The sequence below is a fragment of the Chloroflexota bacterium genome, assembly GCA_034717495.1.
Taxonomy (GTDB): Bacteria; Chloroflexota; Anaerolineae; order JAAEKA01; family JAAEKA01; genus JAYELL01.
In genome coordinates this window covers 8,533-32,817 of the sequence record JAYELL010000040.1, presented here as the reverse complement: position 1 = coordinate 32,817, position 24,285 = coordinate 8,533, and the positions used below count along the sequence as shown (strand labels likewise).

General features: G+C 58.3%; 21 protein-coding genes, 2 tRNA genes and 2 pseudogenes. 12 read left to right on the top strand and 13 right to left on the bottom strand.

Features of this window, described 5'->3' with window-relative positions; all coding sequences use genetic code 11:
- Positions 1 to 339 precede the first annotated feature (339 nt).
- A pseudogene (locus U9R25_08365) lies at positions 340 to 459 on the top strand (IS3 family transposase).
- A gap of 262 nt (positions 460 to 721) precedes the next feature.
- Here the strand turns inward: U9R25_08365 and U9R25_08360 are convergent.
- Both U9R25_08360 and U9R25_08355 read right to left on the bottom strand, forming a co-directional pair.
- On the bottom strand, positions 722 to 1,156 hold the full coding sequence (locus tag U9R25_08360) for a hypothetical protein (GenBank protein ID MEA3335909.1): 435 nt from the start codon (positions 1,154 to 1,156) through the stop codon (positions 722 to 724).
- A 29-nt stretch (positions 1,157 to 1,185) separates the two neighbouring features.
- Positions 1,186 to 1,320: pseudogene (locus tag U9R25_08355) on the bottom strand (DNA-binding response regulator).
- 221 nt (positions 1,321 to 1,541) lie between these two features.
- On the opposite strand from U9R25_08355, the gene mptA reads away from it, so the two are divergent.
- The 8 genes from mptA (at position 1,542) to U9R25_08315 (ending at position 8,205) form a co-directional block, all read left to right on the top strand.
- Positions 1,542 to 2,990, top strand: coding sequence for a GTP cyclohydrolase MptA (gene mptA, locus U9R25_08350; GenBank protein MEA3335908.1), 1,449 nt, complete (start codon positions 1,542 to 1,544; stop codon positions 2,988 to 2,990).
- A gap of 53 nt (positions 2,991 to 3,043) precedes the next feature.
- A tRNA-Glu gene (locus tag U9R25_08345) sits at positions 3,044 to 3,119 on the top strand.
- Between the two features lie 339 nt (positions 3,120 to 3,458).
- Positions 3,459 to 4,724 carry an alkaline phosphatase family protein gene (locus tag U9R25_08340; protein ID MEA3335907.1) on the top strand — a complete coding sequence of 422 codons (1,266 nt, stop codon included), beginning with the start codon at positions 3,459 to 3,461 and terminating at the stop codon, positions 4,722 to 4,724.
- Between the two features lie 134 nt (positions 4,725 to 4,858).
- Positions 4,859 to 4,934, top strand: a tRNA-Glu gene (locus U9R25_08335).
- A 169-nt stretch (positions 4,935 to 5,103) separates the two neighbouring features.
- Complete coding sequence (locus tag U9R25_08330) at positions 5,104 to 5,595, top strand: hypothetical protein (GenBank protein MEA3335906.1); 492 nt, start codon at positions 5,104 to 5,106, stop codon at positions 5,593 to 5,595.
- A gap of 59 nt (positions 5,596 to 5,654) precedes the next feature.
- The gene (locus U9R25_08325; protein MEA3335905.1) at positions 5,655 to 6,428 is read left to right on the top strand and encodes a PIG-L deacetylase family protein; all 774 of its coding nucleotides are present in this window, start codon (positions 5,655 to 5,657) and stop codon (positions 6,426 to 6,428) included.
- Positions 6,425 to 7,444: an ATP-binding cassette domain-containing protein gene (locus U9R25_08320; GenBank protein ID MEA3335904.1), complete on the top strand. Its 1,020-nt coding sequence runs from the start codon at positions 6,425 to 6,427 to the stop codon at positions 7,442 to 7,444. The genes U9R25_08325 and U9R25_08320 overlap by 4 nt, the downstream gene beginning before the upstream one ends.
- The gene (locus U9R25_08315) at positions 7,441 to 8,205 is read left to right on the top strand and encodes an ABC transporter permease (GenBank protein MEA3335903.1); all 765 of its coding nucleotides are present in this window, start codon (positions 7,441 to 7,443) and stop codon (positions 8,203 to 8,205) included. The genes U9R25_08320 and U9R25_08315 overlap by 4 nt, the downstream gene beginning before the upstream one ends.
- A 74-nt stretch (positions 8,206 to 8,279) precedes the next feature.
- Here U9R25_08315 and U9R25_08310 read toward each other — a convergent pair whose 3' ends face one another.
- Complete coding sequence (locus U9R25_08310) at positions 8,280 to 10,460, bottom strand: Tex family protein (protein MEA3335902.1); 2,181 nt, start codon at positions 10,458 to 10,460, stop codon at positions 8,280 to 8,282.
- Positions 10,461 to 10,644: 184 nt separating this feature from the next.
- Here U9R25_08310 and U9R25_08305 point away from each other — a divergent pair, with 184 nt between their 5' ends.
- Both U9R25_08305 and U9R25_08300 read left to right on the top strand, forming a co-directional pair.
- The gene (locus tag U9R25_08305) at positions 10,645 to 11,073 is read left to right on the top strand and encodes a hypothetical protein (protein MEA3335901.1); all 429 of its coding nucleotides are present in this window, start codon (positions 10,645 to 10,647) and stop codon (positions 11,071 to 11,073) included.
- Between the two features lie 56 nt (positions 11,074 to 11,129).
- Positions 11,130 to 12,308, top strand: coding sequence for a deoxyguanosinetriphosphate triphosphohydrolase (locus tag U9R25_08300; protein ID MEA3335900.1), 1,179 nt, complete (start codon positions 11,130 to 11,132; stop codon positions 12,306 to 12,308).
- A 167-nt stretch (positions 12,309 to 12,475) separates the two neighbouring features.
- Here U9R25_08300 and U9R25_08295 read toward each other — a convergent pair whose 3' ends face one another.
- The 9 genes from U9R25_08295 to U9R25_08255 all read right to left on the bottom strand — a co-directional run bounded on the left by U9R25_08295 (position 12,476) and on the right by U9R25_08255 (position 21,620).
- Positions 12,476 to 13,561 (bottom strand): hypothetical protein, encoded by a 1,086-nt coding sequence (locus U9R25_08295; protein ID MEA3335899.1) that lies wholly within the window; start codon positions 13,559 to 13,561, stop codon positions 12,476 to 12,478.
- A 36-nt stretch (positions 13,562 to 13,597) separates the two neighbouring features.
- Positions 13,598 to 14,518: a tyrosine recombinase XerC gene (locus U9R25_08290; GenBank protein MEA3335898.1), complete on the bottom strand. Its 921-nt coding sequence runs from the start codon at positions 14,516 to 14,518 to the stop codon at positions 13,598 to 13,600.
- Positions 14,519 to 14,564: 46 nt separating this feature from the next.
- Positions 14,565 to 17,246, bottom strand: a complete 2,682-nt coding sequence (gene topA, locus U9R25_08285; protein ID MEA3335897.1) for a type I DNA topoisomerase — start codon at positions 17,244 to 17,246, stop codon at positions 14,565 to 14,567.
- A 38-nt stretch (positions 17,247 to 17,284) separates the two neighbouring features.
- Entirely contained in the window at positions 17,285 to 18,376 is a 1,092-nt protein-coding gene (gene dprA, locus U9R25_08280) for a DNA-processing protein DprA (GenBank protein MEA3335896.1), read from the bottom strand.
- A 199-nt stretch (positions 18,377 to 18,575) separates the two neighbouring features.
- A complete protein-coding gene (gene rimM / locus U9R25_08275) occupies positions 18,576 to 19,109 on the bottom strand; it encodes a ribosome maturation factor RimM (protein ID MEA3335895.1) in 534 nt (177 codons plus the stop codon).
- Positions 19,110 to 19,206: 97 nt separating this feature from the next.
- Positions 19,207 to 19,434 carry a KH domain-containing protein gene (locus U9R25_08270; GenBank protein ID MEA3335894.1) on the bottom strand — a complete coding sequence of 76 codons (228 nt, stop codon included), beginning with the start codon at positions 19,432 to 19,434 and terminating at the stop codon, positions 19,207 to 19,209.
- Between the two features lie 11 nt (positions 19,435 to 19,445).
- Positions 19,446 to 19,733, bottom strand: a complete 288-nt coding sequence (rpsP, locus tag U9R25_08265) for a 30S ribosomal protein S16 (protein ID MEA3335893.1) — start codon at positions 19,731 to 19,733, stop codon at positions 19,446 to 19,448.
- Positions 19,734 to 19,858: 125 nt separating this feature from the next.
- Positions 19,859 to 21,184 (bottom strand): hypothetical protein, encoded by a 1,326-nt coding sequence (locus U9R25_08260; GenBank protein ID MEA3335892.1) that lies wholly within the window; start codon positions 21,182 to 21,184, stop codon positions 19,859 to 19,861.
- Positions 21,162 to 21,620 carry an NUDIX domain-containing protein gene (locus U9R25_08255; protein ID MEA3335891.1) on the bottom strand — a complete coding sequence of 153 codons (459 nt, stop codon included), beginning with the start codon at positions 21,618 to 21,620 and terminating at the stop codon, positions 21,162 to 21,164. The genes U9R25_08260 and U9R25_08255 overlap by 23 nt, the downstream gene beginning before the upstream one ends.
- A gap of 273 nt (positions 21,621 to 21,893) precedes the next feature.
- On the opposite strand from U9R25_08255, the gene rocD reads away from it, so the two are divergent.
- Positions 21,894 to 23,144, top strand: coding sequence for an ornithine--oxo-acid transaminase (rocD, locus tag U9R25_08250; GenBank protein ID MEA3335890.1), 1,251 nt, complete (start codon positions 21,894 to 21,896; stop codon positions 23,142 to 23,144).
- Positions 23,145 to 23,189: 45 nt separating this feature from the next.
- Here rocD and mutY read toward each other — a convergent pair.
- A partial coding sequence (mutY, locus tag U9R25_08245; GenBank protein MEA3335889.1) for an A/G-specific adenine glycosylase occupies positions 23,190 to 24,285 on the bottom strand: 1,096 nt, incomplete at its 5' end.

Genomic DNA, 24,285 nt, shown 5'->3' with positions numbered 1-24,285 from the left:
AGTAAGGTAACCGCTGAAAGATTATCAGGGGAGTAATTTCGTAGTGTAGGCAGTTGAACAAGTCCACGTCACTCCCCAAAAAATCTGGCTAACTCAGCCGATAGGCGAGACGCTCGCTGCGCTCGTATCTCCAATACGAAAAGCGAAAAATACTTAACTGCGCTGCTCAATAGCCGGTTAATATCCTTCATCTTCAAGGATATTGCCTACAGCAGAGAAGGCGGATAATGCAAATTTGTTCCTGCAAACGTGAGAATAGGCGTGATGGTCGTGGAGTTGACCTGGTTTTGTGGACATCTGAACGCTTGTGAGATAATCAAGCGGTGAAAGGAGTCCATGATGCCGAGAACGCGACCACCATACCCGCCAGAATTTCGTGAACAGATCATGGCGTTGGCCCGAGCAGGATGCATGCCACGGGAGCTGGCCCAGGAGTTCGAACCATCTGAACACACGATCCGACCTTCGGTTGGTTGCCCTTCGATGTACACGTCGCCCAGTCAACCGTTCGCTAGCAGCCATCGGCTGCTCAGTGTGGCAATCCCGACGACGCCAGACGCTTTGCGTTACAAGCGTCTGGCGTCTCATTCTATCAAGATTTGCTGACAACCCTTATCCCCCAATCGTCGCCGTCACTGCCGGATGATCGGAAGCGGGATCGTCCACGAATGCTGCATCGAGGACGCGCGTGCCCGGGGTGACAAAGATGTGATCGTTCTAGTTATCCTTGCTCAGCCAAATCCCCGGCCAGCTTCGCTGCAACCTCCCACAGATCCCGCACCCGACCTCTCTCTTCCGCCTCCGCCCGTTGCTGCGCGCTCAACGCTTCCGCCGCAGTGGTGATGTCGGTTGCGATGACTTTCGTTTCCCCTTGTGTGACTGACTGGGGTACATCGAGGACGTGCAACGGAAAGAGCTGCTCGCCCTGGATGTTCAATCGCACGCGTGAGGTCACCAGCACCGTGACATCGGGCGCGGTCGCCAGCAAGTCGGTCACGAAGTGCAGGGTTGCCTCACCGATCAGATGCTCGAAGTTATCCAACACCAACAACATATGTTTCCGTCGCAGAAATTGGCCCAATTGTTCCTCGGGCGTGCTGTCGGCCTGATAGAAACGAAAGCCCACGTCGGGTTGGCCACCGCCAACTTGCCGCATATCTGGCGGGCATACCATTTCACGGTGTTCAGGCTGAGGAACAGGGCGTCGGCGATCTCCTGATTGGTGCGGTGCCCGGCAAACAGCGCCAGGATGTCCAGCTCGCGCTCGTTCAGCGGCTCGATAAGTTCGAAGTCAACCGTGGAGTTTGCAGGATCGTCCATCTTATCACTCATGCTGCCAGATTATAGCCGACCTGCAACGAACCGGCAATCCCCCTGGCAATCACCCTCCATCGGCCCATCCCGTCCCGCCTTATTCCATCCCTCTCACCATCCCCCATGCGCCGGCCATCGGCATTCGTTTCATCCCTCTTCTCAAACGCCCCTCGCTCAGGTATAATCGCTCAAGAGCAAGTCAATACCAAGCGAGAAAGGCTTTCACCATGCATTCCCTCCTCCTGGGCCTGGGCTCCAATCTGGGCGATCGCCAAAACAACCTGGCACAAGCGGTACAGATGCTTCGCAGCCAGATCGACATCGAGGCAATCTCCTCATGCTACGAGACAAAGCCGGTTGGCTATACGAAACAACCCGATTTCATCAACATTGTGGTCCAGGGAGTCACCGAGCTGTCACCCGAAAAACTGCTTCAGTTCATCAAACAGGTTGAACAGCGCATGGGGCGCCTTTCTTCCTTCCGCTATGGCCCAAGATTGATTGACATCGACATCCTGCTCTACGACGACCTGATCCTCGACACCCCGGCCCTGACGATTCCCCATCCAAAGATGAACGAACGGGCTTTCGTGCTGGTGCCGCTGTCAGAGATCGCTCCGGATGTTCTGCACCCGGCTACCGGTCTCACTGCCAGCCAACACCTCAATCTTGTCGAAACTGAGGGCGTTCTCCCGGCGACCCGCTGTTTGGAACTGCCCCTCGACCACGATGTTCAAAACGGTGTTCCCCATGTGGAAATTGGCCTCAGCCGGGTCGGTGTTACCAACCTGGAACGCATTATCCGTCTTACGGAAAAAGGTGGCGACAACCTCTTTTATGCCACCGTGGATCTTTTTGTGGACCTGGCGCCAGCCCAGGCGGGAGTCCATATGTCCCGCTTCAGCGACCAGCTGGAGAATGTGATCGAGGGCATGATTGTCCGCAAGGCGCCCGACATCGAGACCTTCGCGGAGAAACTGGCTATAGAGGTACTAAGCAGTCAGCAGGCGCTGCGAGCCGAGGTGCACGTGCGCGCCAAGTTTGCTATGCGAAAACAGGCACCTGTGTCGGGCAAACGGACCCAGTCGATCTACACGTTGATCGGCATGGCCGAGGCTGACCGCCAGGGCACGCGCCGGCTGGTGGGCGTAGAAGCCGATGGGCTGACCGCCTGCCCCTGCGCCCAGGATATGGTCCGCAGTTACTCAAAACAGGTTCTGCAGGAAGAGCAAGGCATGGGCCCGGCTGAGGCCGATCGAATCCTCGACTTGATCCCGTTGGCGACCCATAACCAGCGAGGGCGTGGTACCTTGATGATCGGTACCAGGCAGGAAATCCATGCCTTTGATCTGGTGCACATCGTCGAGCAGTCCATGAGTTCCGAGATATACGAATTGCTGAAGCGGACCGATGAATTCTTCGTGGTCAACAAGGCCCACCGCAACCCTCGCTTCGTCGAGGATGTCGTCCGCGAAATGCTTCGGCTGACCCTGGAGTCCTATGCTTATCTGCCAGACGACGATTTCGTTATGGCTCGCCAGGAGAACTTTGAGAGTATCCACCGTCACAACGCCTACGCCGAGCATGCCGGCACGCTCGGTGAGTTGCGCGACGGCATCAATGGTAACTCCAGAACCTATACCACCCTGAATCAGTGGCTCGCCAACGATCGATGACCACCGCGGCAACTTGACAAATCGAACCTCGTACATAAAATGATCCTTGGCGTGGCCCATTCGTCTAGCGGCCTAGGATGCAGCCCTCTCAAGGCTGAGACACGGGTTCGAGTCCCGTATGGGCCACCACCTATCACAGCCCATGCCCTCCACGGCATGGGTTTTTCGCGTCAGCGCCGGTTACCCTGTGACAACAAAAAATGACCAAACTGTAGGTCACGCTACCAGCGTGACAAAAATCTATGTGATCCAACGAGCTCCCACCTATGCGGATTCCGCGGCACATGTGTTATACTGTCGGGCGCAACGAAGCCATGTCGGGCTGGTAGCCGGACCTACGGTCCGTTTGCAGTAGGCAACGTTCGGCCGGTCGCCGGGCCCACGGTTAGTTTGCATGAGGGAACCTTCGGCTGCTAGCCGAACCTATCGTTCGTTTGCCGACAGCCCGCTCACAGGAGTAAGAATCCAATGCCAGACACCCTGTTCGATCACGACGAATTCATTGCGCCCGACTACCAGGGTGGCTGCTTCAGCCAGATCCCCCAGTTCATCAAAGCTGTGCTCGTCGAAGAGGAAACCAGCGATCTGCATCCCGACGGTTTTGCCCCCTTTCCGCAACGGTACCAGAATGTCATCGTTCTGTTCGTCGACGCTTTCGGATGGCGTTTTTTCGAGCAACACCGGTCCAATCTGCCCTTCCTGCGCCGTTTCGCCGATCAGGGCAGCGCAACCCGGCTGACCTCCCAGTTTCCCTCCACGACGGCAGCCCACGTTACCACCTTCTACACGGGCCTACCTGTGGGCCAACATGGCGTGTTCGAGTGGGGCTACTATGAACCCAAGCTGGACACCATGATCTGGCCCCTGCCCTTTTCGTTCGCAGGCGACCACCAGCCAGAGACGTTGCGCACGGCCGGGATCACTGGCCCCGATATCCTGCCAACCGGCGAAGCGTTGGGCCAGCAGTTGGCAGGATACGGGGTTACCACAACCATCCTTCAGCCAGCTCCCTTCGCCCGGTCCACCTATTCGGATTTGATCAGCCGCGGGGCCGATATCATGCCCTACAAGACCCTGGCCGAGGCGCTGGTGAACCTGACCGAACTGTTGGATCGACAGCAAGGCGCTTCGCTGGCAGCCCTTTACTTCGGTATGATCGATGGCATCATGCACGAATACGGCCCTGACTCGCCACAGGCCCAGGCCGAGATCGAGAGCTGTTTTTCCGAGTTGGAGCGCTGGTTCCGGCGCGACGCTGGTCGACTCCCCAGCGACACTCTGGTGCTGCTGACGGCCGACCACGGCCAGGTCACGGTCGATCCGGAGGAGACCGTCTATCTGCATCAGCTACCCCAGTTCCACAAGCTGGAGCCCATGTTGCGGGTCAATTCGCAAGGACATCTGCTCATCCCTGGCGGTTCCTGTCGGGATATGTTTCTCTATGTCAACGACGCTGCTCTGGCCGGTGCCCAGGCGCTCCTGCAGGAGGACCTTCAAGACACTGCCGATATCGTCCAGACATCGACGTTGATCCAGCGGGGATACTTCGGGCCACTGCCAGTATCCGATGCTTTCCTCTCCCGCGTCGGTAACCTGGTGATCCTGCCCCGCGACAATGGAAACGTTTGGTGGTACGAAGAGGGCAGATTCGACCAGCCATACCGCGGCCATCACGGTGGCCTGACCCGCGCCGAGATGGAGATTCCGTTGTTGTTGCTTCCACTTGTCAGCTAGTCAGAATGTCGGAATGTCATCATTCCGCATCCTGGCATATTGACATATTTCGCAGATTGACGAGGGTTAAACTTGACGCTCTCAGGCAACGGTGTTAGAATGGCGGCTGTCCTGGTCAACCACAAGGTGGCCATGCCCCCATCGTCTAGAGGACTAGGACTCAGGCCTTTCAAGCCTGCGACAGGGGTTCGAATCCCCTTGGGGGCACCACATAATAAAAAGAGGCGGCCAAGCGGCTGCCTTTTTTCATTTACTGCGAGGTTTCTGTCAGACCCGGTCTTGACTCCTTATGGCCGGTCCAGGAGCCGCTGGGACTATGTCCTGACGGCTATAGCGCAAGATGGCATCTTGCCATTTGGGAAACGGAGAAAAAGCCAACGTGCCAAAACAGACTGTATTCGCCATCGTAACATTCCTGCACGACCTGTTCACCGCTGTCTGGATCGGCGGCCTGATCACCCTGGGAATCGCGGTCCTGCCGTCGGTCAAAAAGGTGTTGGGGATGGGGCCACAAACCAAAGAACTCATGGATGCCATCCAGAAGAGGCTGAGTGTGCTGGTCTATGTGAGTATCGTGGGGCTGATACTGACCGGCCTACTCCTGTCCAACCGCTCGCCGGCCTTCCAGGGACTGTTCAGTTTCGGCAACACCTTCTCGACGGTGTTGAGCCTCAAACATATCCTGGTGTTGGTGATGGTCGCGGTGACGTTGATCCGCAGCCTGGTGCTCGGCCACCGGAGCGGACCCCAAAGCCCGGCCCAGGAAAAGCTCAAGATCGGGCTGCTGTTTCTCAACATCGCTCTGGGGATCGGAGTACTATTGCTCAGCGGCTTTGGCGCGGCACTCTCTGCGGGGCCACCGCCTACGTAGCCTCCACGCTGGTGAACACAGTGGGTCCAGCACCCACCGGTCCTGCCCAAGGAGGAGCCATGACCGATAGCAGATTACTGACCATCACTGCCCACCCCGACGATGAGTCATTCCGCTGTGGTGGCACGTTGGCCTTGCTGGCCCGGCGTGGTGTTCGTGTGCAACTACTCACGGCTACACGGGGTGAAGCCGGCTCTCGTGGCGATCCACCCTTGTGCCGCGCCGGCGAGCTGGCCGATGTGCGCGAACGCGAGTTGCGCAGCGCTTGTGCCGCCTTGGGCATCGAGCCTCCACGCTTTCTGGACTACCTTGACGGCACGCTGACCGACGTGGACGAAGAAGAGGCCGTGGCGCGGATATCGGCAGCCATCCAGGAATTGCGGCCCCAGGTGCTCCTCACCTGGCCGCCCGACGGCCTGTCGGGGCATCCCGACCACGTGGCCGTGAGCCGCTGGACATCTCTGGCCTTTCAGCAGGCGGCCACCTTGGGGCCGGACGCCCCGGCAGCCCTCTACCACCTGGCCGTGCCTCGCTCGGTGGCCAGAGCTCTGGGGCTGTCTCACCTGCATGACGTGCCCGATGAGCAGGTTACCCTCACCGTGGACGTGGCTCCTGTCTGGGAGCAGAAACTGGCGGCTATCCGCTGCCACCGCACCCAGATGGGCGGATCGCCTATCCTGAACGAGCCAGAAGAGAAGCGACAGCTTTTCCTGGGGACAGAGCACTTTCGACTGGCAATGGCCCGGTCGGACCCTTCGACGGGCTCAGTACAGGCTCTATCAATCGGCCCTGAAGGTAGCTTTCTTGAGAGAGTGGGGGAAAGCAACAGATGAACAATGCCATCGAAGTGAACAACCTGACCAAGTACTACGGCCGGCCGGAATCAGGCGTTCTGGCCGTGGACCACATCAACTTTGAGGCGCGCCAGGGTGAGGTCTTTGGCTTCCTGGGGCCCAACGGGGCAGGCAAGACGACCACCCAGCGGATGCTGACCACCCTGCTGGAGCCCACTGAAGGTCGCATCACCATCCACGGCCACGACCTTGCCCACGATGCCTACCCCGTCAAGCGGCAGATGGGCCTGGTGCCGGAGGAGTCTAACGTTTACACCGAACTGACTGCCTGGGACAACCTGATGTTCACCGCCAAGCTTTATCGTGTGGGCCATGCTGACCGGACGGCGCGAGCGCGGGAACTACTGGAGACCTTCGGCCTGTGGGAAAAGCGGGATGTAAAGGCAGAGAACTTTTCCAAAGGGATGCGCCGCCGGTTGAGCATCGCCATGGCCATCATCCACAAACCGGCGCTGCTCTTCCTGGACGAGCCGACGCCGGGCCTGGACGCCCAGAGCGCCCGTGCCATCCGCGACCTGATCCGCCAGTTGAATACCGAGGGAACGACGATCTTTCTGACCACGCACCAGATCGAGGAGGCCAACCAGCTCTGCGACCGGGTGGCTATCATCGACCATGGCCAGATCGCGGCCATTGACACCCCGGAACGCCTCAAGGCGGCCTTCCGGCGGGTGCAGTCGGTGGAGGTGGCGTTGGATCCCGACGGGCAGGCGCACGGTCAAGCGCTGGGCGCCTTGCCGGCGGTGACCACAGCGGTCAAGATGGGAGATAAATGGCGGCTGTACACCAAGGACCCGTCGACGCTCCTGCCAGAGGTGATGGACTACGCTAACTCGCGCGAACTGCGGGTGGTCAGTCTGAGCACCCTCGGCCCCAGCCTGGAGGACGTTTTCCTTGAGATCACCGGGCAACAGGTGGGCACGGTGCGTCACGAGGCGAAGGAAGGCAAGCCCCGGCGGCGGGGAATGAAAAGTGAAACGGGCGGTGGACGATGAAAGACGGATGGCTGCAACGACTGCGTGACGAGGTAACACAGGCCTGGACCGTGACGGCCAAGGACATGAAAGTCTACTATCTCCAGCCAGGAATGATCATGTTCGGCTTTCTGATGCCCTTCTTCATGTTCTTCTCCTTCTCAGTTAAGCGGGAGATGGCCGCCAACCAGGGTGTCGCCCGGCTGCTGGCTATGACGGTCTTTTTCACCGCTGCTGCCGCCGGGCCGTTCATCATCCCCCTGGAACGGCGCCTGGGCACCTACGACCGGCTGCTGGCCGCGCCGATGTCGCTGCTGACACTGTTGCTGAGCAAGACGGCGGTGGGAGCGTTCTTTGCCATCGGCACGTCGGCCTTTGCCCTGATCGTTGGTGTGGTAGTCTTTGGGGCGAGCGTCGCTCAGCTCTGGCTGCTGGCAGTCGCTGTACTGCTGGCGGCATTCTCTTTCTCGGCACTGGGGGTGATCTTTGGCTCCATCCCCACCCGCAACCCAGGTGCCGTGCAGATGCCGAGCACGCTGTTGCGCTGGGGGTTGCTGTTCATCAGCGGTATTTTCATTGGATTGAACGAAATGGCCCCAGCGGCGCGGGCAGTGGCCTATCTGTCGCCCCTGACCTACGCCCAGGACCTGATGAACCACGCTGTGCTGGGAGTAGGTCTGCTCAACCCCTGGTTGGACGCGACCGTGCTGCTGCTGAGCGGCGTGTTGTTCCTGCTGCCGTCGCTCTGGATGCAACAACGGGGCCGCAGGTTGGGTTACTGATGGGTGTCAAACTGACTGCCCCCCCGAACCAAAGAGAGGCATCGAGGGCAAATGGGACCAGGTCGCCGAAAAGCTTAGAGGCGCATGCTGAGGCCGATACGCCCCCGTTCGTGATCCAATTTGAGCACCTTGACCTTGACCACGTCGCCGACACTGACAATCTCATGGGGATTTCGAACGTAACGTTCGGCCATCTGGCTCACGTGGACCAAACCGTCTTGTTTGACGCCGATATCGACGAATGCGCCGAAATCCACCACGTTGCGCACGGTACCGGTCAACACCATTCCCTCTTTCAGATCTTCCATGCCCAGCACGTCTCGCCGCAGAATCGGCGCCGGCAGGGCGTCACGCGGATCCCGACCGGGTCGAATCAGCGCGCCAAAAATATCCTGAAGCGTTGGCACACCAACATCCAACAGGGACGCCAACTCGGCAATGTCGTTCTCTGATTGAAAACGCTGCAGGCGCGAGGCAAAATCGGCCATTCGCAGATTCAAGCCCGCCAGTTCCAGCAGGTCCCCCACCACGTGATAGCTTTCAGGATGGATCGCCGTTCGATCGAGCGGGTTTTTACTCTCAGGCACACGCAGGAAACCCGCTGCTTGCTCGTAGGCCTTGGGACCCAATCCCTTGACTTCCAGCAGCTCCTTTCGACGCCCAAAGGGACCGTGGTCATCCCGGTGGGCAACGATATTTCGTGACAATTTGGGGCCAAGCCCTGCCACGTGCTGCAGCAGGGCAGGTGACGCCATGTTGGCATCAACCCCCACCGCGTTGACGGCATCCTCAACCACCGCATCCAACGTGGTCTGCAATTTCTTCTGGTCCACATCGTGTTGGTAGAGGCCCACACCGATGCTGCCAGGATCGATCTTCACCAGCTCGGCCAGCGGATCCTGCAAACGTCTCGCAATGCTGACAGCGCCGCGCATTGAAACATCCAGGCCAGGAAGCTCCTGGCGAGCCAATCCTGAGGCGGAATAGACGCTCGCCCCGGCTTCATTGACGATCACGTAGGCCAGGTCAGCGGCAGCACCGGGGCCCACTCCGGAAAGCCCTTCCTGTCTAGCTGCAATCAATTCCGCAACCAGCCGTTCGCTCTCCCGGCTGGCCGTGCCGTTCCCGATGGCAACCACGCTCACCCGGAAGCGCTCTACCATGGCCTGGAGCTGTGTAATACTGCGTTGCCATTCCTGTTGGGGCTTATGAGGAAAGATGGTGGAACTGGCCAGGTATTTGCCGGTGGCGTCTACCACAGCAACCTTGCAGCCAGTCCGGTAACCAGGATCGATCCCCATCACAACCTTTTCCCGAAAGGGAGGCTGAAGCAACAATGCTATCAGGTTGGTTGCGAAGACATGTATGGCGTGTTCGTCTGAAGAATCTGTCAATCCGACGCGGATCTCCCGCTCGACGGCCGGCGCCACCAGCCGTTGATAGCTATCCTCGACGGCAACGCGAATCTGAGATGCCTGCGGCGACCGTTGATCCCGCAGGTATCGATCCTCCACCTGTCCAACGATGAGATCCTCCGATACGTCCACCTTGACCCGCAGCACGCCTTCCTTGTCGCCCCGGTTGATAGCCAACATCTGGTGGGGAGATATCTTGTCCAGGGCGGCTGAAAAATCGTGGTAAACCTGGTACTTGCCATCTGGATCCGCAGCCTGTTTTTTGAGCCGGCAGGTCAGGAGCCCTTCCTCCAATGTCATCTCCCGGACCAGTTGGCGCACGCCGGCATCATCGCTAACCCTCTCGGCCACGATGTCCCGGGCACCCGCCAGAGCATCCTCCGGCGTGGGCACGTCGTCGGTCAGAAAGGATTTGGCGAGTGCCTCCGGTGCCTCCTGCCCCAGATCCATGAGTTGATCAGCCAGAGGTTCCAGGCCCCGCTGCCGGGCAACACTTGCCCGCGTGCGGCGCTTCGGACGATAGGGAAGATAGAGGTCCTCCACCTCCTGCATCGTCGCCGCAGCCTCGATGCGAGAACGCAGTTCGGGCGTCAACTCACCCTGCCCATCGATCGACGACAGCACGGTCTTCTTGCGCCCGCTTAGATTGTTCAGGTAGGTAAGACGGGTCTCAATGCGCCGCAGAGCAACTTCGTCCAATCCGCCAGTGGCCTCTTTCCGGTAACGGGCAATGAACGGAATGGTGTTGCCTGAATTCAAGAGATCGACCGCGCCCGCTGTCTGAACGGCTTTGATCGCGAGTTCGCTTGCAATAGTCTCCACAATGGTCCGGGATGTCATGATCTTGATTGTCCTTGGAAAATTTATCTGCGACGATTCAACAGACACGAATGTTTCAATCAAACGTTTTCCAGCAGTGCAATTCAAGTCTGCCATTGAGACGCTGGATTGTCAAAATCGACTTGACAGGGAGTCTACCTGGTGCTAAACTCGACCCAATTGATTGGCATGAGGTTGACTTGGTATGGCTACAATGGAGCAACCTGCCAGGACGCCCCTGGGCGGAGTACTGGCCGATTTACTCGAAGACAACCTGTTAGGTCTGACCAGGAATGACAGGTTGTGGAAACTTTATTTTCTTCGTCCGACCTCTGAGATGGACGAACCCGTGGAACATCGGATCTACACGAAACTTCAGGAAGACGGCAAGCTTGGCCTGGTCAGCTACAGTATCCGCATGGCGGGAAACCAGGATCCCATCAGAAGCCAGCTTGCATACAGTGAAGGGATTCCTGAAGACACATTGAACAACACCATCTGGAACGTAGTGCAGCAAACCGGCCTTGGTCCGGACGACTTACAGATTATCGACCTTGGCCAATACGCGACTTTGCAGGAACAGATTGGGGCCTTGCTGGAACTGGCTTCCATGGATGCCCCAAAGGCTGAATAAACCTGCCGCGTGAAACCGGGCTTTTCCCATGAGACATTGCCGAAGGGAGTTCTACCATGATCCTGACGCGCGAATTATTTGAACAGCGGGAGTATGAGGTCCTGGCTCCCTTTGCCATGAAAAGCGGGGAAACCCGAGGGCGCATCTACCCGGATGAAGAACACCTCTATCGCTCCAGCTACCAGAAGGACCGGGATCGTATCATCCATACCGCCGCATTCAGGCGCCTGGAATATAAGACCCAGGTCTTTGTCTATCACGAAGGTGACCACTATCGCAACCGATTGACCCATTCTGTGGAAGTCGCCCAGATTGGACGTACCCTGGCGCGGGCGTTGCGGATCAACGAAGATCTCACCGAAGCGATCTCCCTTGCTCATGACCTGGGCCACCCCCCCTTCGGGCATACCGGCGAGGGGGAGCTAAATGAGCTCATGGCGGGACATGGCGGCTTCAACCACCAGCGACAGACGATGCGCATTGTGGAAAAGCTCGAGAACCGCTATCCCGGTTTCCCTGGCCTCAACCTGACCTACGAGGTGCGTGAGGGCTTGATCAAACACGATACCGACTTCGACGAAACCGATGCCACCGGATACGAGCCCGAAAAAGCGGGAACATTGGAATGCCAGGTCGCGAACCTGGCCGATGAAATCGCCTACAACGCGGCCGATCTGGATGATGGCCTGCGAAGTGGTATCCTCGATCCGAACGACGTTGCCCAACTGGGAATCTGGTGCAAGATTCGAGAGACCCTGTCCGTGTCCCCTGGCCACCCGGTGCCAATTGACGCGCCTCTTGACTCTCTGGTGCGGGCACGGGCAATACGCAAGCTCATTGGCGCCGAAGTCACCGACACGGTCACCACAACGGCCATGCGACTAGACGCTGGCGACTTCCGATCGGTGGGTGACATCCGGGCGCTCGGCGAAAACCTGGCCGGCTTCTCTCCCGAAATGGAAGCCTATAACCGCGAGTTGAAGGATTTCCTGATGGTGAATTTCTACCATCATTGGCGGGTCAACCGCATGGCAGGCAAGGCACAGCGAATCCTGCGAGCTCTTTTTGACATCTATTGCGGGGATCCCTCCCAGTTGCCTCCGGACACCCAGAAAAAGATCGAAACCGAAGCAGACTCACCCCATCGCCTGATCTGCGACTATATCGCCGGCATGACCGACCGGTATGCCATTCAGGAGTACAGCAAACTCTTCGACCCTGCTACCAGAGTCTAGCTAATTGCCGATTATCAATTGTCAACTTCACCCCGCCAGGGTTCATACGTTACTCCTGCAAACATACTGGCGGACGCGGGGAAAGCGCGAGTGGTGTATGACAAAACTCCGGCTGTCGCGGACAACCGGAGTTAGCACTCGAAAAAATCTGGCACCTCAACGCACCGTCAGGCTTGCTGCTGGTGCACCCGCAGATTCACGATCAGCTGACGAATCGTACTCCGAGCCGGTGCCTCGCTCTCGTCGTACTCCAGATCCATCACCGTGCCCTCGAGCCGCAGGGTCTGGGCATCCAGAACGAAACCCATTCCCGGCTGCAACAGTACGGCCTCACCACGGGAGGAGAGTTTTTCACGCAGCGCTGGATTGCCGTAAGCAAAGTCGCTCATCAGCACCTTGGTTACCGTTCGAATGTCGCTCTTGTCGAAGAGCCACACTTCCAGTGCCGTAACCCGGTTGGGATCTCCGTTTACCAGTTCCGACATGGTCATGCCACATTCACCCAGATAACCGCTGCCGTGGGAATCATCGATGTCGAAGCTTTCATCGTAGGACAGGTCGCCCAGGCGGAAGGTCGCAATGAAATCCTGGACAGCTACCGCATCGACGATCACGTCCGGTGGCGCGCTAGCCTCTACATAAACTTCCTCATCTTGCGATTCCAGTGGCTCGATCACAGGTTCTGGCACGGAATCCTCATCTTCCTCGTCGTCGCCGGACCGATGGCGCGTTAGCAACCACAGGGCCAAAGCAATCCCCGCCAGAATGATCCCTAAGCCCAGACCAGCACGACAGATCGCCCACAGGTTGTCGGAGGCATCGTCTCCAGGCGGCTTCGAGGGAGGGGCGTCCTCCACAGGGGTTGGGACTTCTCCCGGGTCGGCACCACCGGAAACCTGGTACGCCGACAGGTCCAGTCCCACGTCGGCGGCCATCGACTTCATGCGGTCGGCGCCTACCAGATCACCGGCATCCTCCGCGGATTGGGCAACCTCAGCTGCCAGTTGGGCAACGTATTCCTGGTCGCCTAATGTTTGCAACCGCGCGGTCAGCGCGTTCCGGTCCCGCGTAAGGTCATAAGCCTCAGCGCTGGCCGTGAGGTAGATCTTTTGCTGCTCGGACCTAACGTCCTGCAAATAGGCATTGGTGTATTCGACGGGTGCTAACCACCACCCCAGTACGAACCACCCTACAAGCAACCCAACAAGAAAAGCTAATGCAACATAGAGCAGAGTGCGGTTGTTGTCTCCCATGGACAAGCTCCTTCCTTTGGCGTCAGAGAACGATGTTTACAATGATGATTGACCGCCGCCGTTTTCCAGGTTGCCGCGGGGATGGGCCTGGCGGACCACCTCGTGAAGTCGTGCCTGGCTGACGTGAGTATAGCGTTGTGTAGTTGATGGGCTTTCATGACCCAACAGCTCTTGAATAAGACGGATATCGACTCCTTCGTCAACCAGGTGGGTGGCGAAGGAATGGCGCAAGGCGTGAGGGGTTACCTTCCGCTCGATCCCAACTTGTTTGGCGTAACGATCGAGCATCCGGGTGATACTGACTCTTCCAAGCCGATTCCCAAACCGGTTCAGGAACACGGCACCGTCCGTTTTGTCGTTGCTGAGTTGAGAGCGACCCTGGGAGAGATAGAGCCGCAATGCCGTTTCAGCATCCTGGCCGAACAGGGCTATCCGTTCCTTGTTGCCCTTGCCGAGCACCTTCAATTCGCGACGACTGAGATTGACGTCGCAGATATCCAGGCCCTCCAGCTCACCAAGGCGAATGCCGCTGCCGTATAGCACCTCCAGGATCGCTTTGTCGCGCTGTCCCTGAGGCCGATTTTGGTCCGGCCCCCGCATTAGCGCCAGGACTTCGTCGTAACTCAGCACGCGTGGCTGGCGCCGGGACTGTTTCGGCGATGCCATTCCTGAAAGGGGATTATGTTCCAGGTCACCTTCACGGACCAGGAACGTACAACAGGAACGCACCTCGGAAAGTCGGCGAGCCATACTGGCAGGAACATACCCGGCCGCCCGAAGTTCTGCCAGCCATCGGCGGACCAGCGCCTTATCGACCTGCTGCCACGAGGTCACATCCTGGTCCTTGGCGAACGCTATGAACTGACGAATCTCCGTTCGGTAGTTCCGTAACGTATAGGGCGAGACGTTGCGTTCTGCGATGAGGTGTGTGATGAAACGCTCCAGCCCGTCTTCCATTCGGTATCATCTCCAGGCCTGAGAAGCTCAGGTCCGTTTTGGGTCACTAGGCCGGCTCTGCCTCCGGCGTCAGTTTTTTGACGTCAAACCAATGGCTGCAGTTGGTACATTTGGCCCTTTCCCGCCCTCCTTGCGTAAGAAGACCGCCACAATCGGGGCAGGGCGTCTCCAGCGGTTTCTGCCACACCAGGAAATCACACTCGGGGTAGCGGTTGCAGCCATAGAACGTGCGCCCCTTGCGGCTCCTGCGCTGGACCAATTCTCCCTCGCGACACTTGGGGCAGGCCACCCCGGTTTTTATGACGAAGGGACGAGTGTAGCGGCACTCGGGATAATGTGAACAGGCGATGAACTTGCCGTAACGGCCATAGCGCAGGACCAGATCATGGCCACACTCGGGGCAAGCTTCGCCGATGGGTTCGTCCTGCACCTGGGTCCGCTCCATCGACTGTTCCGCTTCAGAGAGCATTTCCGAAAAAGGTTCATAGAACTCCCGAAGCACCTCGACCCAGTCGCGCTTGTTTTCGGCAACGTCGTCGAGCGCTTCTTCCATCCGCGCCGTGAAGCCCACCTCAAAGATGTCCGGGAAATGTTTCACCAGCGCGTCGATAACGATGAAGCCGAGCTCCGTTGGCACCAGGCGCCGTTCCTCAAGCTCCACATAGCCCCGTGTTTGAATCGTCGTGATGGTTGGTGCATAGGTGCTTGGCCTGCCGATGCCATTTTCTTCCAGTGCCCTGACCAACGAGGCTTCCGAGTAACGTGGTGGCGGTTGAGTGAAGTGTTGCTTGGGCAGCAACTGCAGCAGGTCTAGCAGTTCACCTGCAGTTAACGCAGGCAACCACTTGTCCTTGCCGTTGTTGCCGTTGTTATTTCGCCCGCCGTTTTCATCCCTGCCCTCCTGGTACACGCTCATATAACCCGCAAAACGCACGCGGGAACCCTTGCTGCGGAAATGATACTCCGGTTTTTTGAGAGTCTCGGCCAGTCGAACAGCCTCACCAGACCCAACCGTCGCATAACTGCGGCGAGGCAGAGCAGCGATATCCACGGTCAGGGTGTCGAAGACAGCTGCAGCCATCTGGCTGGCGACAAATCGCCTCCAGATCAACCGGTAAAGCCGGCTCTGACTGCGATCCAGGACATGGCTAACGCTCTCCGGCGTTCGCATGACCGAGGTTGGTCTGATGGCTTCGTGGGCCTCCTGGGCGCTCTTGGCACGGGTCTTGTACACAGGCGGCTTGGGAGGCAAGAACTCGGGGCCATAGCTCTCAGCGACAAAGCTTCTGGCTTCGTTTTGAGCCTGTTTCGACACATTCACACTATCAGTTCGCATGTAGGTGATCAAACCAACCTGGCCATCGGCGCCCAGGTTGATCCCCTCGTAAAGCTGCTGGGCAACCCGCATGGTCCGCCGCGCACCGAATCCCAACTTACGAGAAGCCTCCTGCTGCAACGTACTCGTGGTGAAAGGGGCTGACGGTCTGCGCCTTCGCTCTCCCTCACGAACCGAAGTGACCAGGTAATGAGCATCCTCCAGGTCACGAACGATGGCCTGTGTATCATCCTCGTTCTTGAGATCGACCTCTTTTCCGCGCACCCGGTGCAACTTGGATTCAAAGCTGGGCCGCGGATCCTCCTGGCGAGTCTCCTGCTGTGCCAACAGCGCGCGTACATCCCAATACTCGACCGGCACAAATGCCTGGATCTCGCGTTCCCGCTCGACAACCAGTCGCAGCGCCACGGACTGCACGCGACCCGCCGAAGTTCGTCCGCGAACCCGATCCCATAGCAGTGGGCTGATCTGGTAACCCACCAGGCGATCCAACACCCGTCGGGCCTGCTGAGCGTTGATCAAATCCATGTTCAGTTCGCTCGGGTGGGCAAACGCCTCAGCTATTGCGTCGCTGGTAATCTCATGAAAAACAACCCGCCGGCTCTGCTCAGGTTTGACGCCGGTTGCTTCGACCAGGTGCCAGGCAATCGCTTCTCCCTCGCGGTCCGGATCGGTTGCCAGATATACCTCTCGTGCCTTTTCCACCTCTTGGGATAGAGCCTTTACCGTCTTACGCTTGTCGTTGGGGACCCGGTAGGTTGGCTCGAAGTCGTTTTCGATGTCCACCGAGAGCTTTGAGCGCAGCAGATCGCGCACATGTCCGACGGAGGCCCGCACCGTGTAACCCTTGCCAAGGAACCGTCCGACAGTCCGGGCCTTGGCCGGCGATTCGACGATCACCAGCTTTCCCGATCGCTTTTTGACCGGGGTACTGCTGGAGCCCTTTTTTCCACGCCGTTTCTTTGACCGTACCACAGGTTTGGGCAAGGCGTCATGTTCCGGCGTTGCACCAATCTTGAACAGGCCAGTTCCACATACAGGGCATGTCCCCCTTGCCGCTGGTCGACCGTTAGCCATGAAGACGGCCTGGCCATCCTGCATGGTCCGCGACTCCTTGCATTTCACGCAGTAGGCCTGCATCTCACTGGCAAGAGGCGCTGAGATATCCTCAGGGGCAGGACCATCCTGTTGCACTTTCTTTTTGCGCGGTTTCGGCTGGATCTCCGGTTTTGGCAGCCCGGCATGGGCAGGCGTCTCACCGAAGCGCGTCATGCGCGTGCCACACACAGTGCAAGTGCCCTGGCTCGCGCCGCGTCCGTTGCTCAACCAGACCGGCTGAGGATTCAACATTTCTCGTTTCGTTCTACATTTTGTGCAATATGCTTCAGTCATAAGTCTCTTTACTGTGAGTATTCGACGCTATCAAACAATCAAAAATCGCGTACCTGGATATAGCTCATGCCGCCGACTTGTCTGACCAATCCCTTCAATTCCAACACAGTCAGCGTACTCGCAATGGTGGCTGCCGGCAAATCTGTCAGCCGGCTCAGCTCATCAACATAGGTCGGTTCACCGGAGAGATGTCCCAACAGGGTGCTCTCGATAAATGTAGTCGGGACCGCGGCCCGCACCTCTGCCTGCTGCGTTACCTTGGCCAGATGCAATTCCTCAAGGATATCTTCCACCGAAAGCACCGGTCGGGCGCCATCTCGCAATAAACGGTTTGAACCTTCGCAACTCTTCTGCAAAATACTGCCCGGAACAGCGAACACGTCCCGGCCCTGGTCGAGGGCAGATTTCACCGTAATAAGTGCGCCGCTCCGGACACCCGCCTCCACGACCACCGTACCCAGGGACAACCCACTAATGATGCGGTTTCGCGGCGGGAAATTACGTCGCTCCGGATGCGTACCCAACGGAAACTCGGAGATCAATGCTCCCTGCTCCTGGATCGCAGTGGCCAGCTGCCGATTGTTGGCCGGGTAGATCACATCGACGCCCGAACCCAGAACGGCCAGAGTGCGCCCACCTACATCCACAGCTGCCCTGTGAGCCATCGAGTCGATGCCGGTGGCGAGACCGCTGACTACCGTGATGCCATTGCGGACAAGATCGCTTGCCAGGCGACGCGCTACCTCTTTCCCGTAGACGCTCGCTCGCCGGGTACCGACAACGGCAACTGCCCAATCATCCTCCGGGATCAGCTCACCCTTGATATACAACACCGGTGGCGGCTGCTCGATATTCCGCAGATTGATTGGGTACTCCTCACATTGCCACGTGAGGGCAGTCACACCAGATTGTTTGAGCTGATCAATCTGGGCCTGCAGGTCCATCTGCTGTCTCGCCAGTAAAAGATTACTGACGGAGCGGCGATCGAGTCCCGCTTCCAACAGATCGGTAGCGCCGGCGAACCAGGCGGCCTCAACATCATCATCAAAGTGATCTAACAGAGCTTTGAGTCGAACAGCGCCAATGCCCATTACTCTGTTGAATCCGATCCAATAGGCCAGTTCTTCCACGGTTCCCCTCCCCTACCGTAGTCTGTTGTGCGACGGCGTGTCTTATCGCCGATACAGTAGTACCGGTGAGACCACCCGCCTGTCGGTGTCAGGCAGCATACATTATCCGTCGCGTTTTGTCAAGCGGTGTGAAAACGGTCCACCCCCGCTCTTCCCAAGGGACTCAGGACCCGTTTGAGGGCCCTTTTCCTGCCAGGAATCAGTCAAGAAGGCCGGCGACCGGCTCGACTACAATCCTTCCCCCGTCCACATCGACCTCGAGGACAACGTCTTGAATAAAGGGAATCAATATCTCGCGTCCTTCCCCGCGGACGATAAGCACCTGGTTGGCGCCCGTGAAAAGAACGTCGCGCACTTCGCCTAACTCCGCCCCGCCCGTTGTGGCTACACGAAGACCCTCTAGTTGAAAGATGTAATGCTCACCCTCGGCCAGAGGAGCTACCTCCTCCAGAGGAATCTGGATCCAGAGGCCACGCAACTCTTCCGCCGTTGTCCGATCCTCATAACCCTCCAACTTCAGCAGCATCTTGTTCTGATGGGGTCTACTTGCCAGCACCCGGATGGGCCTGGCCTCTGGCCCCAGAAACAGGTGATCCATGTTCAGGAACCGATCGGGGTGGTCCGTATGAAGTGTGACCTTAACATCGCCCCGAACGCCGTGGCAGCCACCGATGCGCCCAATAGCAACATAGCCATCGGCGATTTCCGATGATTGTTCTCTTACGCTTTCCAAACGTCACGACTCCTGCTGTCCATATTACCCTTAACGCAAAAAACGGGAGGCCCGAAGGCAATACTCCCGTTCCAGTCAAATCGCGGGCCCGCGACAATCAATCGATATCGAGGGAGACGTTCTGGCCCTGGCGCATTGCCGGGACACGCAACACCGTACGCATGGCGTTGGCCACCCGGCCTTCTTTTCCGATGACCCTGCCCATATCCCGGCGCGCGACCTGGAGTTCCAGTTGCACCCCGCGGCTTGTACGCCGCTCCCGAACCTTGACACTGGCGGGGGCGTCTACCAGATGTTCTGCAATGTACTCGATAAGTTCCTTCACGGCATTCAATCCTATGCTTCAGCGGCAGCTTTGTTCGCGGTTTTTGCTGCTTCGTGTTGTTCCATCACACCGGCGTTAACCAGGAGCCGGCGCACAGCATCACTGGGCTGAGCCCCGACGCTTAACCAGTATAGGGCTCGATCTTCCTTGAGCTCCACCGTCTCAGGCTCTGTTCGAGGATTGAAGAAACCGATGTTTTCAATGAAGCGACCATCGCGCGGCGATTCCGAATTGGCCACGACGACACGATAGCTTGGCTGTTTCTTGGCGCCCACCCGGCGCAGTCGAATTCTGACCATGAGTTTTGTCCTACCGTAACCTTCCTATGTTTTTTTGTTCAAAACGAAAAACGTCGTCCGTTTCCGTCCCAACGACACGTCAGTATACCGCAGGAATGGGATTTCGGCAAAATGTGCGGAGCCGCTCAGCCCAGCCAGCTCAGAATCATGGCGTTGGCGGGCCCAGCCCAGATATCACCGTTGGTCAGATCAAAGGCATAGACATTGGAACCAATGTCATCGGCGAGAGTCGACACCAGCAGTTGATTACCCTGGACCGGACCAGACAGAATGGCGTGCCGCGCCTCGAATTCCCATACAATCGCATCCTCTTTTTTACCCAGGTCCCAACGATGTAGCTGCCAGCGATGCGGGTCCAGGGTATCGAACGGCTCAGAGCTTAGATAATACAGGCTTTGGCTGTCTTCTGCCCACGCGACAGGTCCGTTTCGTCCGGGCACAGACTCGACAAGTTGTTGCACGTTGTTACCGTCACTGTCGATGACATTCAGGGACTGGGTCAGGAAAGCGCCATCCTGGCGAGCCCAATCCTCGTCAAACCAAAAGGCAACCTTCCCGTCGTCCGGGCTGCGTACCAGTTGCCAGGCACCCGCTTTTTTCACCGGTTCATCGCCAAGGGCAGGCAATGTCCCGCTTAGCACCACTGTTGGCACCAGCGCTTCGCCCCACTGCACAGTGAACAGGCCAGGATTCTGCCGGCAACGACCCGTCGAGTAGCCGGAAAGGACAACCGTGCTATTATCGCCCCAGACCCCATCGCCGGGACAGTGCCAGGGTTCACCCGGCGGACCGAAGGGAGATTCCACCAGAGCGCCCACGCCCCGCTCTTGATCCATGATACCGAGCAGGTACCACCATCGATCGAGGCCCTGGAAAAGCAGGCGCTCCCCATCAGGAGTCCGGTCCACCACGCAAAAGCGGCGATGGCGAGCCGGATTCTCATCTTCGGTCTGATGCGCGATTATGAGTTGGGGAGGTTGCGGATTGGATAGGTCGACAACCTTTGCGCCCTCCCCATCGGAGAAATAGAGGGTGTGCCCATCAGGCGCGAGCCAGGGGCACAGAATCGCAACAGAAGGCCATTCGACCGGATGAACCTGTTCCTCTCCCGGAGACCAGGTGCCCAGGCGACCGTTGAAAAACAGCAGGTCTGCCCCGCTCAAGGCTGGCGGCGCCTGCGATTCTACCCCTTCCGGCAAGGGACCGGGAAGCGCGTCGGTGGGGAGTGATTGGGGCAATGCCAGCTCAGGGTTTGGTTTTTTCATCTTGACCGGCTGGGAGACAATCGGCGTCTCTTCCGCCGGCGGCATCGGCTTGTCGGTCTTTCCTGCGATGCCGGTTGCATCGACCGCGGGGGCAGGGACAGTGGGCGCGTAACAGGCGCCTGCAAGCCACAGGATAGCTACAAGCAAGGCAAGAAGTATGAGATTAAGTGTCGAAGTCTTTTTCATAAGCCGTTTTTGCTCGACGAACAGCATCCTTTTCAGCCTCGAATGTTAAAGCCGCTTCTGCGGCATTAACATCGGGTGACCAGCGATTGGAGAAAAGCGCCTCTTTGTCGTCAGCGAATTCGGGCGTTTGCCAACGCTGGCTGGCAAGGGCCATCAGGAAAAAATGTTCCTCTCGGATAACGTGCGCTGCATTCAAATCGAACGCTACCATGCGCCAACCCAGATCAGCCACAAGCTCCAGATCGCAATAGCCAGTTTCCTCACAAACCTCTCGAAGGGCAGCCCCCTCTACCGTCTCACCGGGGTCGACGTGCCCCTTTGGCAGGCGGACTTCGTGGCGATCATCGATGTGGCGCTCTATCAACAATACGCGCCCATGATCATCGATCACAACGCCACCTGCGGACCGATAGCGAATCACAGTTCTGTCGGGCATAGCTGCGACAGTATACCACAGACGCTTGCGCTGCCAAATGCACCGTAGCAGATTTCGAAACCGATTCCATCTATGGTAAAATACAGTAGTCAATTCGTCGCGAGCCGTTAGATCACCCATATTCTACCAACTCGCTTCTGAGTTACAATCTGTTCGCAACAGCAGAAAGCAGGCCGATGGCGCCCTGGATCATTCGCTGCCTCGATGTATCGCAGCCCGGGTGCCAACACCGGGTCTTTTTTTTCCGCAAATCCAGTTCAACAGGAGCCTTCGATGAGCGCTGAAAAGTACATTAATCTCGAGAACAAGCATGTCGCCAATATCTACCATCCCCTGGACGTCGTTATCGACCGGGCCGAAGGTGTCTGGATGTTCGACGTTAACGGCAAACGTTACCTGGATTGCCTGAGTGCCTACTCGGCGGTCAGCCAGGGTCACTGTCACCCTCGAATTACCGAAGCGCTGATCCGGCAAGCGCAGAAAGTCACCTTGACCTCGCGGGCTTTCAGAAGCGATCAACTTGGCCCCTTCAGCGAAGAGATCTGCGAGTTGTTTGGTTACGACATGGTGCTTCCACTTAACTCGGGCGCGGAAGCGGTTGAAGCTGCCGTGAAAACCGCCCGAAAATGGGGATATGAGGTTAAGGGCGTGCCCGATGGCCAGGCAGAGATCATTGTATGTGAGGGTAATTTCCACGGAAGAACAACCACGGTCATTAGCTTCTCGAGTGAGCCCAGGTACCGCAAACACTTTGGCCCCCTTACCCCCGGATTCAAGCTCGTACCTTTTGGAGACCACGATGCCCTGATTGACGCCATTGGCCCCAACACGGTGGCTTTCATGGTGGAGCCGATTCAAGGGGAAAACGGCATCAATATCCCGCCCGAAGGCTACCTGAAATTCGCAAAGACACTCTGCGAACGAGAGACGATTCTCTTTGTGGCCGACGAGATCCAGGTTGGCCTGGGTCGCACCGGCAAAATGCTTGGCTGTGACCACGACGGCGTCCGTCCCGATATTGTGATTTTGGGAAAGGCGCTCTCTGGTGGTGCCTACCCCGTCTCGGCCATCCTTGCCGACCGGGAGATATTGGGATTGTTCAATCCAGGTGACCATGGAAGCACCTTTGGCGGGAACCCGCTGGGCATGGCGATAGCCCGCGAGGCCCTGAATGTTCTGGTCGACGAGGGCATGATCGAAAATGCCGCTAAGCAAGGCACCTATCTGGCAGCACGCCTGCGCCGCATCGAGAGTCCCTTCGTCAAAGAGGTCCGGGGGCGCGGCTTGTTCGTCGGTCTCGAAGTTTCAGAAGCAGCGCGTGGCGCCCGTCGCTTTGCCGAGGAACTGGCGGAAGAGGGTGTTCTGTGCAAAGAGACCCATGAAACGGTCATCCGCTTCGCCCCGCCGCTGATCGTCACCCGGGAAGAGATCGATTGGCTGGTAGACCGCGTCGAGGCAGTGTTCGAACGGATCGAATCGGAAGATGGCCTCGCCTCGGAGAGCACGGTGGGTACAGCACGGTGACAGGGGGACGCGGCGACCTGGCGGTCCGCGGTCGGTGGTCCGTGGTCAGAATACGGCCCCGTCCAATACTTGCAGCGCAGCGATTATCTTCTGGTCGGTGACAGGGAAGGGAAAGGCCGCCAGTTCCGCCATGGTCACCCAACGCCAATCGGCAACGTCGATTGCCCTGGGTTCGCCCGCGACCAACTGGCACTCGAAGGCGTGAAGGGTTATCTGAAAATGGGTGTAGGCGTGGCGAATGCTGGTGATGTGCTGACCAACAGCCACGTCGATTCCCAGTTCCTCGCACAACTCCCGGCGCAGACACCCGGCCAGGCTCTCGCCCTCATCTTTTTTGCCCCCCGGGAACTCCCACATTCCGCCGAGCATGCCATCGGCTGGACGTTGCGCAATCAAAAACTGGTCGGGGTACTTCGGCCTGCGCAAGACACCTGCCGTTACGTCAAAATGGGGCAATGGACCTCGCCGGGACTTCACGGGGCGTTGCCCTTGCGTTCCCCGTTCGCTGGAGAGACAGAGATCACGCAGGGGGCAGAGAAGACAACGCGGGTTTCGCGGGATACAAAGCGTTGCCCCCAAGTCCATCAACGTCTCGTTGAGCCGGCCGGCCTGACCTGGTTCCACCGCGGCGACCAGGTCGCCCGCCAGGTGCCAAAGATGAGTCTCTGTGGCAGAAGCGCGTAGATCATCCTCGATGTCGTAGAGACGGGTCAACACCCGCTTGACATTGCCATCCAGCGCGGGCTCCTGTTGCCCAAATGCAATGCTGAGAATGGCGCCGGCCGTATAGCGACCGATGCCCGGAAGGTCGAGCAAATCCCGCCGATCCTGCGGTAAGACGCCGTCATGCTCCGTGGCCACGATTTGGGCAGCCTTGTGCAGATTGCGAGCACGGCTGTAATAGCCAAGCCCTTCCCAGGCCTTGAGCACCTCGGTCTGACCAGCCGCCGCCAGGGCTGCAATGCCAGGAAAACGGGCCAGCCAGCGCTTCAGATAAGGTCCCACTGTACCAGCCTGCGTCTGCTGCAGCATGACCTCGCTGACCCAGACCACGTAGGGATCACGGGGATCCACCCGCCAGGGAAGCGAGCGCAGATGCCCCTGATCGGCCCAGGCCAGCAGTGCGGGCGCGATGTCCGAC

What these genes read in the sequence shown, in the direction of transcription:
- mptA (MEA3335908.1), top strand. Translation starts at nt 1,542, where the DNA reads ATGCATTCCCTCCTCCTGGGCCTGGGCTCCAATCTGGGCGATCGCCAA.
- U9R25_08295 (MEA3335899.1), bottom strand. Translation starts at nt 13,561, where the DNA reads ATGGGAGACAACAACCGCACTCTGCTCTATGTTGCATTAGCTTTTCTT.
- U9R25_08315 (MEA3335903.1), top strand. Translation starts at nt 7,441, where the DNA reads ATGAAAGACGGATGGCTGCAACGACTGCGTGACGAGGTAACACAGGCC.
- U9R25_08255 (MEA3335891.1), bottom strand. Translation starts at nt 21,620, where the DNA reads ATGCCCGACAGAACTGTGATTCGCTATCGGTCCGCAGGTGGCGTTGTG.
- U9R25_08290 (MEA3335898.1), bottom strand. Translation starts at nt 14,518, where the DNA reads ATGGAAGACGGGCTGGAGCGTTTCATCACACACCTCATCGCAGAACGC.
- U9R25_08325 (MEA3335905.1), top strand. Translation starts at nt 5,655, where the DNA reads ATGACCGATAGCAGATTACTGACCATCACTGCCCACCCCGACGATGAG.
- U9R25_08340 (MEA3335907.1), top strand. Translation starts at nt 3,459, where the DNA reads ATGCCAGACACCCTGTTCGATCACGACGAATTCATTGCGCCCGACTAC.
- U9R25_08260 (MEA3335892.1), bottom strand. Translation starts at nt 21,184, where the DNA reads ATGAAAAAGACTTCGACACTTAATCTCATACTTCTTGCCTTGCTTGTA.
- U9R25_08305 (MEA3335901.1), top strand. Translation starts at nt 10,645, where the DNA reads ATGGCTACAATGGAGCAACCTGCCAGGACGCCCCTGGGCGGAGTACTG.
- U9R25_08320 (MEA3335904.1), top strand. Translation starts at nt 6,425, where the DNA reads ATGAACAATGCCATCGAAGTGAACAACCTGACCAAGTACTACGGCCGG.
- rocD (MEA3335890.1), top strand. Translation starts at nt 21,894, where the DNA reads ATGAGCGCTGAAAAGTACATTAATCTCGAGAACAAGCATGTCGCCAAT.
- U9R25_08360 (MEA3335909.1), bottom strand. Translation starts at nt 1,156, where the DNA reads ATGCGGCAAGTTGGCGGTGGCCAACCCGACGTGGGCTTTCGTTTCTAT.
- topA (MEA3335897.1), bottom strand. Translation starts at nt 17,246, where the DNA reads ATGACTGAAGCATATTGCACAAAATGTAGAACGAAACGAGAAATGTTG.
- rpsP (MEA3335893.1), bottom strand. Translation starts at nt 19,733, where the DNA reads ATGGTCAGAATTCGACTGCGCCGGGTGGGCGCCAAGAAACAGCCAAGC.
- U9R25_08300 (MEA3335900.1), top strand. Translation starts at nt 11,130, where the DNA reads ATGATCCTGACGCGCGAATTATTTGAACAGCGGGAGTATGAGGTCCTG.
- U9R25_08310 (MEA3335902.1), bottom strand. Translation starts at nt 10,460, where the DNA reads ATGACATCCCGGACCATTGTGGAGACTATTGCAAGCGAACTCGCGATC.